This window comes from Schlesneria sphaerica (genome assembly GCF_044336245.1).
Classification (GTDB): Bacteria; Planctomycetota; Planctomycetia; order Planctomycetales; family Planctomycetaceae; genus Schlesneria; species Schlesneria sphaerica.
Genome location: NZ_CP172346.1, coordinates 269,055 through 282,530, shown reverse-complemented (window position 1 = coordinate 282,530; position 13,476 = coordinate 269,055). Strand labels below are relative to the sequence as shown.

Below are 13,476 nucleotides of genomic sequence, written 5' to 3'. Positions count from 1 at the left end.
TTGGCAGGATCGGCGAATTCGTCGACCCTGCCCGCTCGGAGTCAACTGTTGCGGAATGAAACTATTTGTTGTTCGCCGTCACTCCGGGCCAGTCATCGGTCCGGAAGGGGGTCAGAGGCAGTCCGGCACCGCTGAAGACATTCACGATGGGATTGTCAGCCCAGCCGTAACGAACGGCCACGGGTTCGGCGACCTGATCGCTCGACACTTCAATCGTGTTGTCTGGCAGAATTGTCGCTGTTGCCCAATGGAATTTCTTGTCTTCACCAGCAATCGCGAATCCACGCAGTTCCTTAACGTCGAAGGGACGCCATCCGCTGTCGACATAGTCGAACGTCAGGACAATCTTGTTGTCCTTGGCAGTCATCGATTTGTATTGAGGACTGTGGTAGGGAACGGCCACTCCGTAGTCTTTTGCAAGTGCCCACCGGGCCAGTCGACGGCCGACGTCAACCTTGTTTTTCGGATGGATGTCTTTCCCTTCGCCGATATCAATAATGACCGCTTCGCCCGTCTTTGGCAGACGAGACATCGTCATGGTCTGAGCTTCGCGAAGTTCTGCCCATGCGCTATCGGTTGGCTGTGGCTGTTCATTCATGAAGTCCGCGAGTTGGACCCAATAGAAAGAGAAGTCGCCCTGACCCCACTCGTCGCGCCAGCTTTGGATCATAAGTGGGAACAGATCGCGATACTGATACGCGCGACTCGCGTTGGATTCACCCTGGTACCAGATCGCTCCTTTAATGCCGTAGCCGAGATGTGACTTCAGCACACCATTGTAGATGTTGGCAGGACGGTGGTTCCCGGCCAGCTGACCTTTGAGCGCCGTCAGCTCTTTTTTCTCTGCGTCCGAAAGGCTGTCCCCTTTGGCGACAAGTTCGTTGTGCCGGGATTCGATTTGTCCCCATCTCTCAAGCAGAGCCGAGTACTTTTCGTCGGCAGCGAGAAGATCGCGTTTAACCCAGGCTTCACACGCCGATCCACCCCAGGCGTTGTTGATCATCCCAACGGGGACACCCAGCGTCTGGTAAATCTGTCGGGCGAAGAAGTAACCGACTGCGGAGAAACCCCCGACATTTTCTGGTGTCGTCACTAACCACTTACGGTCGTCGTGGCTCCAGAGCGCTTCCTGAGTTCCCACTTGCGGAAAGTTAATCATTCGAATTTTGGGAAAATTGGCCGCCAGACGCTCCAGGTCAGGATCGTTGGCGAGATTCACCGACCACTGCATATTGGATTGCCCGGAGCAGACCCAGACTTCTCCGACCAGAATGTCGGAAATTTTGACTTCTGTTTTCCCTTTCACCAGCATCCCGTAGGGACCGCCGACGGGAATCGGATCAAGCATCACTTGCCATGATCCATCTGCAGCCGCCGTCGTAGTCTGACTTTGTCCGTTGATGGAAACCGTGACGGACTCGCCCGCATCGGCGCGTCCCCAGACCTTGTTCTTCTGTCCCTGCTGCAACACCATGTGATCGCTGAAAACGTTCGGCAGCTTTACATCTGCTCGAATCTGGGTCGTCAGCGCAGAGACCGCAAGTCCCATCGCCAAGAATTGTCTTGCCCCTGATGCCCATCGAGATGCCATTCCATTCCTCATGTTCGCTCTTCCTTTGTTTTGTTCCGTCAGAGATGAGTGCTCACACTCCAGAGCTGGCGCCAACCTCACCGGTGCGAGGAGAACACACGTAACGCTTCGTGGATGCGAAAACAACCGAACGGGGGCAATTTGCAGGTCCGTCCCCTGCGCAGAAACGTTTGTCAGACACTTCCGTTGATTTCGGGGGCTCAGCCCCCACATTGCGAAAGGCCGAGGTCGCACTTCTGCTCGCGCGGCTGTCCCGTCATTGGTAACCGGCGGTTCGCTGGAAGTCGCTCGAAATTGCTGTGCGACAAGACACAGTCAGCACATGTGAACTTCTGAATACTGACCACAGCCCCCGCCGTGAACGTTCTCACGCAAGTGAGAACGTTCGCGATTCAGCGATTCGGCTACCCGAAACGGGCTGGGGTGGTTAGTCTATTCTCAGTGCGCAATTCCCTGCTGCCAATCAATTTAATCAGTTAGAAAGCAGCGTATTCCTATTCCTACTGAAGGGGTGCCGCCACTTTTCTGATGGATCAGGATAAAGACGGCGTGAAGAAGGTCGAACGATGGACGCGACTGGTTCCATTGACAGCGAGTTCGCTTCACTGGCGTACGAACTTCTGGACAACACGTCGACGGTTGTATACGCCAAGGACCTCAACTACCGGTATCTGCTGGTCAACCGCAAGTTTGAAGAGCTGTTTCATATCGATCGGGCATCGATCCTGGGCAAAACGGACTTCGATGTGTTCCCACTCGAGATGGCGGAGGCATTTCAGGAAAACGATCGGATCGTGAAGGAGTCTGGAATGACTCTTCGCTGTGAAGAGGTCGCTCCTCACGATGACGGGCCACACCGTTACGTCTCGGTCAAATTCCCTCTTCGCCACCGCGACGGCGCCCTCTATGCCGTCGGAGGAATCTCGACTGATATCACGGAAAAAGTTCGAGCCGAACACGAAATCGCCTCGCTCGAATACCAGCAGAATCTGATTCTGGATTCGGTCGCGGACGGGATCTGTGGACTCGACTCAGCCGGGCGGATCGCCTTCCTCAACCACGCGGCCGAGCGAATGCTGGAAGTCTCCAGCGCCGAACTGGAAGGGCGCTGTCATTCGCAGATCGTGGTGCCGCCGAAGCCGAATGGGCTGTACCAGTCTGACTCCGAACCATATCCCGTGAAAGCTGTGCTGAATGGAAACACGGCCATCAAAGTCTCCGGGGCAACTTTTCGCCGCCGTGATGGAACACTGCTCCCAGTGGAGTATACAGTCTCACCGGTCTGCCATAACGGGGTGACGGTGGGCGCCGTACTCGCGTTTCAGGATGCGACGGCACGGTTAAAGCAGCGCGAGATCGAGCAAGAGGTGCAGACGGCCCTGCGTATTCAAGTATCGCTGTATCCGAAGCAGGTCCCACAAATAGCGGGATTCGACTTTGCGTCGTTCTGCCAGCCCTGTTCTAAGGCGTGCGGTGACTACTTCGACTTTATTCCCTGGGGGAATGACTGCCTCGGGATTGCTGTGGGGGACGTCAGCGGTCATGGTCTGGGGCCCGCTGTTGAGATGGTTGCCACCCGCGCGGTACTGCGAACGCTCACGCAACGGGAGTCCGCGCCGCATGAGTGCCTCAATCAACTCAACCGCATCCTGAGCGAAGACCTGCCCGACGACATGTTCGTAACGCTGTTCCTTGCGTCGCTCAATACGCGGGACCGGACACTGAGTTATGCCGCCGCCGGACATGAAGCAGTGCTGCTCCGCGCAAATGGTGATCTCTGTCCGTTGAAAAGTACTGGCACCATTCTGGGGATGCAGAAGACCGCAGTATTTGGCTGTGGTCAGTCTGTCACGCTGCAGACTGGTGATCTGCTGCTCATCGCAACCGATGGGCTGGCAGAATCCACGTCACCAGATCGTAAACTATTTGGACAGGCAAGGATCATTCAAGTCCTTCGTCAACATCAGGCCGAGTCGGCTTCACAGATCCTCCATGCCCTGATGTCAGCATGTGACGAGTTCCGACAGTCCCAGCCCAGCCGCGACGACGTGACGGCCGTCGCCATCAAGCTTGTAGAATGATGGCGACGCGGCTACACCGAGCTAGGCTCGGCGACCGATTTGCCGTGCCCTACGTTGGTGTTTGATTCCCGGTTTCTGCGCAGCACATCCATGAGGGGCGTCCCGTCATGAAACCCACACACGATGGCGATCGACTCATGCAAGATCTGCAATCGGATTTCCCGCCGGTTCTTACCGAATGGCTGGCCCAGGCCGCGCAAGCGGAAGCCTCAGACCTCCATCTGGTGGCAGGTTTTCCTCCAAGCATCCGCCTGAATGGGCGATTAACGCAATTGAACGAATCGCCGCTCGAACCCGACCGGCTTAACATTCTGCTGATCGAGGCCTGTCCGGAACACTTTCAGGAAAAACTGAAGACCGAACGCAGCTTGGATTTTTCCGTTGCACTGGGTGGTGATCTCGCCGGCACCCGGGTTCGGGCGAATCTGTTTTACACGATGGGGAATCTCGGCGGATGTTTCCGAATCATCCCCGGGACGATTCCCGACTTCGAATGGGCAGCCTTTCCTGAAGAACTGGCCGAACGACTGGCAGGAATTCGGGACGGAATGGTGATTGTGACGGGGCCTACCGGTTCCGGAAAATCGACCACCCTCGCCATGATCGTCAATTTGATCAACAGGGCAGGGGGCAGCCGCATCATCAGCATTGAAGAGCCGCTCGAGTTTGAATTTCCCAGGATGCCCAATTCGATGGTGTCTCAACGGGAAGTGGGAGTCGATGTTCCCACGTTCGCGGACGGACTACGCAACGGACTGCGTCAAGATCCCGACGTGATTCTCGTGGGAGAGATTCGTGACCATGACACTGCTCAAATCGCACTGAGCGCCGCGGAAACAGGGCACCTCGTGTTCAGCACCTTGCACTCACGCGACGCAAAGGGGGCCATTACGCGATACGCCGACCTCTTCACCGATGACGCGCAACGCGACATTCGCTCTCAACTCGCCCTCTGTCTCCGCTCGGTCGTGGCTCAACGACTGTTACCCGATGTGCGACCGGGACAGAAACAGCACCTGGCTCTCGAGGTTCTCTGGAATACGTTTCCCATCGGCAGCGCGATCCGGACGGGCAAATTTGAATCAATCGACAATTACCTCACCACTGCCCGCGATGACGGAATGGTCAGTTTTGATGAATCGGTTCGACGGCTCTTCAAGGCGGGGAAAATTTCTCAGCAAGTTGCCGAAATGAACGTTCGCGAAGCGATTCAGCTTTATCGGTAATTCCTGTCTGGACGTACCTGTCACTTTGTTCTGTAATACACCCGGTCAACAGAGTTTGGCGCAACGATTGCGCGTTGTAACTGGCAGGGATGCGAATCCGTGAAGACATGGGGTCGATTGGGTTCATTTATTTGGCCGTACCGGCGAAAGTTGACACTTTCGTGCGTATTCGGGCTCGTAGCTGCACTCCTGTGGAGCTTCGAACTGCTCCTGACATTCCCGATCACCATCATGTTTGGCGAGTACCACACACTCGGAAACTACGTCCGCCACGAAGTTGAGCTCAAGACGTCGGCGATTGCAGAGCGAAACAGCAAACTCCTCGAACTCGATGAGAAGCTGCTGTCGCTACCTGAAAATGGAGAACGACGGCGCCTGTCTGAACGCGTCGAGGTCATTGAAGATCAACAGCGGCTGCGTACGGAAGTGAAGGCGTACACGTCGAAGCTCTGGTGGCTGACCTGGATCGAATCCAAGATCATCCGTAACCTGCCCACCGACCAGTTTCGCATGTTTGCGCTGCTGTTTTTCGGCATCCTGGTTGTCACCTTCGCCAAGGGAGCGGCGGGCTACTACCAGGACGTGCTGGCGGGCAGCGTCGCGGAGTCGGTCGTCATCGACCTGCGTCAGCAGTTGTTTCGAAGTGCGTTGCGGCTGGATCCACAAACGATTTCGCTTGAGGGAAGTTCGGCGTGGCTGACCGACTTTACGTACTCTCTGCAGCACCTGGTCAATGGGATGACAGAAGTCGGGGGACGCATCGTTCGCGAACCCTTGAAGGCGCTGTCGTGTCTTGTTGCGCTGTTCTACTTTAACTGGCAGCTGACGGTCGTCTTTCTGCTGTTCATGCCCGTCCTGGGATTGCTCTTCCATTGGCTGGGACAAAGACTGAAGCGGGCGGCCAATCGTGTCGTCGACAGCATGAGTCGGATCTACAAGAGCCTGGAAGAAACGTTCAATAACTCCAAAGCAGTGATCGCCTTCGATCGCGCCGGGCAACACCGTCGCCACTTCCACCGTGAAAACAAAAACTTTTATCGACAGGCAATGAGACTCGTGCAGCTGGATGCGATGAGCGGCCCCCTCGCCGAATTACTCGGAATGGTGGCCGCCTCGGCCGTGCTCCTCCCGGCTGCATTTCTGGTGCTGCGTCAGACGACAACAATTGGGGGGATTACCCTCGCCAGTTCTCCGCCGACCTTTCCCGAACTCGCGCTGTTCTACGTGCTTCTTGCCGGAGTCCTGGAACCGGTTCGCAAATTCTCGAAGTTTTACAATTCGATCCGGCAGTCGACCGCGATTGCCGAACGGTTGTTCGAACGGATGGACACGAAATCGCTCGTCTCCACCCCGGCCGAACCGCAGTTCCTGCCGCGCCTGACGCAATCGATTGAATTTCGAAATGTTTCCTTCGAATACGCCCGCAATCCGAACGACCGCAGCGAACGGGGCCTGGTCCTGAACGGTCTCGACCTGACAATCCGCGCTGGCGAAACAGTTGCCGTGGTGGGACCCAACGGCTGTGGCAAGTCGACACTGGTGAACCTGCTGCCGCGCTTTTATGACCCCGTGAGCGGCGACGTGTTCTTTGACGGGATCAATCTGAAAGATGCAAATCTGGGCGATATCCGGGATCAGATCGCCCTGGTTCCTCAGGAAACATTGTTGTTTGACGACACAATCCTGGAGAACATCCGTTACGGACGACCGACCGCCATGGATGCCGATGTCGTGGATGCAGCCCGCCGCGCTCACGTCATTTCCTTTTCAGAATCCATGCCCCTGGGACTGAAAACCATGGTCGGAGAGCACGGAAAACATCTGTCGGGCGGACAGAGACAGCGAGTCGCCCTGGCACGGGCCATCCTGCGAGATCCTCGAATCTTGATTCTGGACGAACCTACGTCGGCGGTTGACGCTCAGAGTGAGCAGTTGATTCACGCCACGCTGCGTGATTTTGTCGTCGGTCGGACGACACTTTTGATCACACATTGTCTGACGCCGACCCTGCTCGAGTTCTTGACGAGGATCGTCGTTGTCGACCGCGGGCGCGTCGTGGCCACTGGACGACATGCTGAACTTCTGGCGAATTGTCCTATTTATCAGCGTTTATGGGCGGCCCAGACGCAGCGTGCGGTTGCCTGAGCAACGGGTCACACCCGCCAAGATCACCTCCTGCAAGACCCCCATTCCGGGTTTTAGGAAAGTAAGTAAAAAGTTGATCCTCAAAGTGTCCTCATGTCGAAAACATATACGGCTGAGATGTGACTTCAGATCGACTAAGCTGAGAGTAACTGGAACGTATCGTGTCGACGAAATGGATGAACTGGCGACTGAGTCTAGTCATCATCGCGATTACGGTTGGAATACTAACCCTGATCTCGCAGAGCACCGGCACGCCCGAAGTTCGCAATGCAGACAGTCCTTCTAACTTCGTCCTCGTTGATCCTCGGCCCAGCGCCGAGGATTGGCCCTGGTGGCGTGGGGTCGAAGGGCGAAATGTCGCACTTTCGAAACAGTTCCCGTTGCAATGGTCGGAAAGCAATCATCCGGGATGGCAAGTGGGGCTCTCGGGGCTCGGCAGTGCCACACCCAGTATCTGGGGCGATCGATTGTTCCTGCCGGTATTCGAACCGGACAGCCAGAGGTTGTACCTGAAGTGCGTTACCCGTCGTAGCGGCGTCGTCGCGTGGAAAACAATGATCCACGACAAAGATCCCAAAAACGTCCGGGACAGCAACTTGCTCCACCTTGCGACGCCGGTTTGCGACGGGCAGAGCGTGTTCACTGTGGCTCACTACCGTGATCAGCTTTGGGTGACTGCGGTCGATTTTTCCGGACGCGTGTTGTGGCAGAACCCGGCGGGTCGTTACCTGTCGGAAACAGGTAGCGTCTCGTCGCCGACCCTCTACAAGTCGCTGGTGATCGTCACTGCAGATCAGGCCCGAGACAGCTACATTGCTGCAATACATCGTCAGACGGGAGAAGTCATCTGGCGCACGCGACGCCCCAAGGGGGAAAGCCTGGGAACACCCGTGGTCGGAACGATCGCCGGTCGTGCTCAAGTGGTCGTCGGAGGGCCGGGGGCCGTCATCAGTTACGACCCGGCAACGGGTGAACCCCTCTGGACGTGTCGAATTTCCGCATCACACGTCCTGAGCTCCGTGACCTTTGATTCTGAACGCGTGTTTGCAACCACGGCACAACCCAACGCCGAAGTCATCTGTATCGCGGCGGACGGAACCGGTGATGTGACGACAAGTCATGTCGTGTGGCGCGACGCACGTTTGGCGGGTGAGGTCCCATCTCCCGTATGTCACGGAGGATTGCTTTACGTGCTTGCCGAAGACGGGCGACTGTCGTGTGTGCAAGCGGCGACGGGAAAACTGGAGTGGATCCGGCAACTGTCCGGAACATTCTCTGCCTCACCCGTGATCGCTGGAGACTTCGTCTTTTGTGCGAGCGAATCGGGAGAGACTTATTTTGTTCGCACAGGGACAGCAAACCCCGTCATCATCAAGAACACGCTGGCGGAAGGGATCGTCGCCACCCCGATTTTCGCGGGTGATTCCATCTTCATTCGGACGATTCATCAACTGCACCGAATTTCAGGACAGAACGTAGAACCCGTCGTTGAACGCGGAAGCGACGTGCGAAGACGATTCTAAAAACGGATCCAGACGCAGGACGAAATCACCGTGCGCGATTGTGCTCGGAAGAAGGCGGACCGAAACGAGGGAAGCCTCCTCCATGCAAAGCCCGGGCATCTGTCACCCGAGCACAGTCCAGCACGGTGATTTGCGTCGTCCCCGGTGGACGAGATGGCGAACCGAGGCTGCCACAGGACCAGTGAACGCTTACAGAACTTGTCCTTCGATCAGATTGCCGTTCGATTTGACTCGAACGACGCTGCCGGCAGGGCAGACAGCGCGTTTCAGCGTGCCGATCCCCACGCCCTTTGTTTGGGCCGGATCTGGATTCTCGCTGTCGCTGGCCGCGGACGTCAGCACACCCACTTCGCTCTCTCCGGCAGCATCAAAAACAGGAGAGCCACTTGCCGGAGCAATCGGAGATTCAAACCGAATCCGTCGGATCTCACGGTTCGTGTGGCCCAGTGCATCCAGGCGAGCAATCGTCTCCTGACCGAGATAACAACCCTTGTTGAATGAAACACACTGTCTCGTACGAGCCACTTCTTGCGCCAAGTAGTCCTCTGTGAAGTCTTGTCCGAAGAGCGGGTACCCCGCTTCGATCCGCAAGTACTCGAACTGGTCTGAAGTCCCTTCAGGGATACCTACCGATATCATGCCCTGTTTGACGCGGTCCACCTGGCTCCGGGGAATCGACATCAGAAAACCAGGTGCTCCAAACAGGTCGACGCGACGAATATCGATTGCCGTGTCGTGAAGCTCGCGCTGCTCTGAGTCACCGATCCGCATGGTCTCAGGAAGCTGCAGCAACTGTGTCGCCAGCGGTCCTGACACGAACAGTTCTCCAAAATCGTCCTCATGAGCAATCAGTTGCACGTCGTCGATCAGAACGAACTTCTGAAGGTGCGGCAGGATGGCTGACTGCTGCTGAGGGGCCCCGTCCAGCCAGTGCGAATCCTCACGACAGAAAACATAGACGTGAGCGACTACTTTTCCTTTCAGGCTGGTCACGAATGTTTCGCAACCGGTTCCCGATTTCAGTGACTTGATGTCATTCGACATGAAGCTGTGCAGGAAACGAGCGCGATCCGCCCCCCGAACTTCAATTTGTGTTCGATTGCTGACATCAAACACGACCACGCTTGAACCGGCTGCGTTTCGGATCGCTGCCAGAGAAATCGATGAGTTTCGGTTATCAGTGCTCAATGGATGCTGCCTTTTCTTGTGATGATCGCGATCTTCGCCCGGATAGCAAGAGCCGTAATTCGGTCAGGTTCACAAGGCGTGCCGTGAAGAGGAAGGCTAATCCACCCATTCCCATGGGAAGGACCAACCGAACTAGCCGCTCCAGGAACTCCACCCGAATCGGGAATGAGGTCGGCATCAACAGGCAGACCAGAACCATCACCAGGGTCGCCGTCAATGTTTTCAGCGTGGTGATGCCGATCTCACGCCAGTTGAGCGTTCCCAGTTTGTGCTGAAGCATGAGCGCCGTCACGGTGCTTTGTCCCGCCGCGACGAATGCCGTGGAAAAGGCGAGCCCAATTCCGCCCAGAGGCCAGATCAGTGTCAGATTCAGCACAAAATTAATCGCGACCGCTCCGAGACCGATGTACATCGGAGTCAGTCGATCCCCGATCGCATAGAAGCCACGTTGCAGGATCAGCAGGCCACAGTACGCCCAGACCCCGGAACCGTAAGCGGCAATCATCTGTCCCGTTGTTTGAGCAGCCTGCGCATCAAACTTGCCATACTCGAAGAAGAATGTCGCCAGTGGCTGACCAATCAGAATCAGGCCGGCGCTCGCGGGCAATCCGATGGCAATTACCAGGCGGATTCCAAACGACAGATCTGATCTCAGCTTGTCCGAGTCCCCATTCTGGGCATGCGCCGTTAACAGGGGGAACAGGACTGTCCCGAGAGCAACCCCGAACACACCGAGGGGAAACTGATAAAGACGCTGGCCGAGGTACAAGGCCGTCGCAGTCCCTTCACGAAGAGGATAATTCAACGCCCAGGGAAGGGGCATCAGTTCGTTGGAGCCCGCTGGCTGCGTGAATCCCCAGGCGACGAAACTGTCCAGGACCGCGTTGAGTTGTGTGATCGATACTCCAATCACGACCGGCAACATGCTTCTGGCAATTCGTCCCACCTGCCCCATCGACAGCCGCCAGTCAGAGCGGAACCCGAAGCCGCACTGCGTTAAGACGCTCAGCGGAAAAATCAGCTGAAGTACCCCGCCGATCAGCACACAGACCGCAACGACGTAGACCTGCGTAATCTCGTCCGTCCAGAACGGAACGATTCCCCACAGACTCAGCAGCCACACGGCATTCAGGACAAGTGGAACCAGGGCAGGCCAGAGAAACTTGCCAAGCGCATTCAGAGCTGCGCCAAGTTGAGCCGCCAGACAGATCAGCAGCACATAGGGCATCAGGGCCATCGTGAGATTCCGCAAGAGCGTTCCTTCGGGACTGAGCGGAATGTACCAAGTCAGCGACCACAGCAGTCCATTGATGAGCAGGATCATGGTGCTCAGGAACACGGCTAATGTGATGAAGACCGCCCATGTGACGCGTACTGCGGACTCAATCCCCTTCTCGCGCATTTCAGAAACAAAAACGGGCAGAAATGCGGTCGTCAGCGCCCCTTCGCCAAGCAGCACCCGTGCCAGATTCGGCAACCGGAATGCCACCGTGAATGCGTCCATCACCGGCCCGGCGCCGAACATCACACCCATGGCCTGGTCACGTAACAATCCCGTGATACGACTTAAGAGGGTGCAAAAGCTGACAACTTTCAGGTTTGTCGTGACTTGTTGCAAAGATTCGTTCAATGAGAAATCCGTTCCATGAACCCGGAAGGCATCTGCAAAAGGCGAAAGATTAGGAGAATAGTTCCATGAATTCCACCGTTCAGACGGAGCACACTGACTGCGTCCCGTAATGCAACCTTTAATGCATGAACCTGCCGCTGCCGTTGAGCCGTCCAAGTTCGATGCCCCCGATCGCAGCGTAGCACCCGTTTACGAATGGCGGTGTGAACGGTCTCTGGCCTTTGGGGCACCGAAGGGGGACATCACACTGAACAGATTTAGGCCAGATCATTCATTCGATCACTTCCCCCACATACGGAATCACCCATCTCGATTTCGGGGGCTGGTAACCCGAAGGACGAGGTTCTACATTCTCGACAAACTTGGACTCAGAGGACGAGCGTCGGCCGGTCGAATGAAGTACGCTCTTGGCGCTGCGGGGAATCAGATAAGAGAACGAGCTCTGCCATCGGTCGAGTAAAACTACCCCGCGCTGCCTGGCCGGAGGACTGCGTCTGCATGAGTCCGAGCGGATGGATACCTAATTTTGGCCTCGCCCTGGCCTCTTTTCGTCATCAGGACAGGGCAGGCATGCGAATTGAGAATCGACAATCCTGAGGAAATCTGTGTCACGCAAACCGCTCTTCATCATCTTTGTGACGGTCGTCGTCGATTTGCTTGGTTTCGGAATCGTCCTGCCTCTTCTGCCACGCTATGCAGAACATTTTCTCCCCACGGAAACGCACTTCGCGGCACCAGCCGAAGCTGTCGCAGTCGACGTCCCGGAAACAGTTCCTGGCACCGCAGATGGCCCGGTTGAAGCGGTCGAACATGCGGTCCCAGAACTCACCCGAGGGAGTGAGGTGAGCAAGTTCTGGAGGGGGATGATCCTTGGGGGCCTCATGGCATCCTTTTCTGCGATGCAGTTTTTGTTTGCTCCGTTATGGGGATCGCTCTCAGATCGTGTGGGACGCCGTCCGGTGCTCCTGGTGGGACTGGCCGGATCGACCCTGTTTTACATTCTGTTCGCTCTTGTCACGCAGTGGGGCAACAGTGGACCGGTATGGGGGTTGAGCCCCGTCGTCTGGCTGTTCGTCACGCGCATGGGGGCAGGCATCGCGGGCGCCACCATTCCCACAGCCCAGGCCTACATTGCCGATTGCACAGACCAGTCGACACGTGGCAAGGGGATGGCGATCATTGGAGCAGCGTTCGGAATCGGCTTCACCTTTGGACCATTGCTGGGGGCCTGGTTTGTCCCCGACAATATCACCGCCGCACCAAGTGCCGCTCCAGGTTATGTCGCAGCGGTCCTTTCCGGGATTGCGTTTCTGCTGGGCGTTTTTCTGCTGCCGGAATCTCTCAAAGGGGGCGAGCGATCACCCTCATCGCGGCACGGCTGGCAGTCGATGGGTTCCGTCTACCGGGTCCTCACAAATCGAGTTCTGGGCCCGATTATCTTTGCCGTCTTTCTAACGACGTTTGCTTTCGGTCAGTTTGAAACAACACTCGCCATGCTGACGAAGAAACTGGCAGTGTCCGATCGAGGCAACTTCTACATTTTTGCTTATATCGGTCTGATTCTTACCCTCGCACAAGGGCTTCTGGTTCGTCGACTGATTCCCAAATTGGGCGAATATCGCATGGCCGTTGGCGGCGTGATTTTGATGACGATCGGACTTCTGCTGGTTGGGCAAGCCGCCACAGCAAGTTCCCTGACAATTTTGCTTGTCGTCCTTCCGATCGTGGTCATTGGTTTCTCTGCAACCACTCCTTCCCTGCAGTCGATGCTCAGCCTGAATACGGGTGATGACGTACAGGGCGAAGTTCTGGGGGTCGGGCAGAGTATTTCATCGCTCGCTCGTATCGCTGGCCCCGTGGTTGGAATGGTGCTGCAGGAACGAAATTTGTCGCTTCCGTACTGGTTTGCAGCGGCGTTGATGGCCTTTGGTGCCGTGATGGTGTCGCGTCTGAAGTCGCTTTCCCACGTTGGGAAAGAACTTGGCGCGACGGCGCCTGCTGATCCGACGTCCGCTGCCTGAATGGATCGTAGACTTCTCGACAACGCGTCAGACGATTGAGGTTTCGCCCGCTTCACATTTGCATCTCTGGG

8 protein-coding genes are annotated in these 13,476 nt (G+C 56.5%); 5 read left to right on the top strand and 3 right to left on the bottom strand.

What is annotated here, in order from left to right; all coding sequences use genetic code 11:
- Window positions 1–61: 61 nt before the first annotated feature.
- A complete protein-coding gene (locus ACGY09_RS00965) occupies window positions 62–1,591 on the bottom strand; it encodes a sialate O-acetylesterase (RefSeq protein ID WP_373651937.1) in 1,530 nt (509 codons plus the stop codon).
- A 566-nt stretch (window positions 1,592–2,157) separates the two neighbouring features.
- Here ACGY09_RS00965 and ACGY09_RS00960 point away from each other — a divergent pair.
- The 4 genes from ACGY09_RS00960 (at window position 2,158) to ACGY09_RS00945 (ending at window position 8,566) form a co-directional block, all read left to right on the top strand.
- On the top strand, window positions 2,158–3,672 hold the full coding sequence (locus ACGY09_RS00960; protein ID WP_397570134.1) for a SpoIIE family protein phosphatase: 1,515 nt from the start codon (window positions 2,158–2,160) through the stop codon (window positions 3,670–3,672).
- Window positions 3,673–3,779: 107 nt separating this feature from the next.
- A complete protein-coding gene (locus tag ACGY09_RS00955) occupies window positions 3,780–4,898 on the top strand; it encodes a type IV pilus twitching motility protein PilT (RefSeq protein WP_397570133.1) in 1,119 nt (372 codons plus the stop codon).
- A 117-nt stretch (window positions 4,899–5,015) separates the two neighbouring features.
- Complete coding sequence (locus ACGY09_RS00950; protein ID WP_373651940.1) at window positions 5,016–7,043, top strand: ABC transporter ATP-binding protein; 2,028 nt, start codon at window positions 5,016–5,018, stop codon at window positions 7,041–7,043.
- Between the two features lie 161 nt (window positions 7,044–7,204).
- Window positions 7,205–8,566 carry a PQQ-binding-like beta-propeller repeat protein gene (locus tag ACGY09_RS00945; protein WP_397570132.1) on the top strand — a complete coding sequence of 454 codons (1,362 nt, stop codon included), beginning with the start codon at window positions 7,205–7,207 and terminating at the stop codon, window positions 8,564–8,566.
- A 189-nt stretch (window positions 8,567–8,755) separates the two neighbouring features.
- On the opposite strand, the gene ACGY09_RS00940 is transcribed toward ACGY09_RS00945, so the two are convergent.
- Window positions 8,756–9,754 (bottom strand): YgfZ/GcvT domain-containing protein, encoded by a 999-nt coding sequence (locus ACGY09_RS00940; RefSeq protein ID WP_397570131.1) that lies wholly within the window; start codon window positions 9,752–9,754, stop codon window positions 8,756–8,758.
- Window positions 9,744–11,384: a murein biosynthesis integral membrane protein MurJ gene (murJ, locus tag ACGY09_RS00935; RefSeq protein ID WP_397570130.1), complete on the bottom strand. Its 1,641-nt coding sequence runs from the start codon at window positions 11,382–11,384 to the stop codon at window positions 9,744–9,746. Before murJ ends, ACGY09_RS00940 begins: the two co-directional genes overlap by 11 nt.
- 605 nt (window positions 11,385–11,989) lie before the next feature.
- Between murJ and ACGY09_RS00930 the strand changes: the two genes are divergently transcribed.
- Window positions 11,990–13,405 carry an MFS transporter gene (locus tag ACGY09_RS00930; protein WP_397570129.1) on the top strand — a complete coding sequence of 472 codons (1,416 nt, stop codon included), beginning with the start codon at window positions 11,990–11,992 and terminating at the stop codon, window positions 13,403–13,405.
- Window positions 13,406–13,476 lie beyond the last annotated feature (71 nt).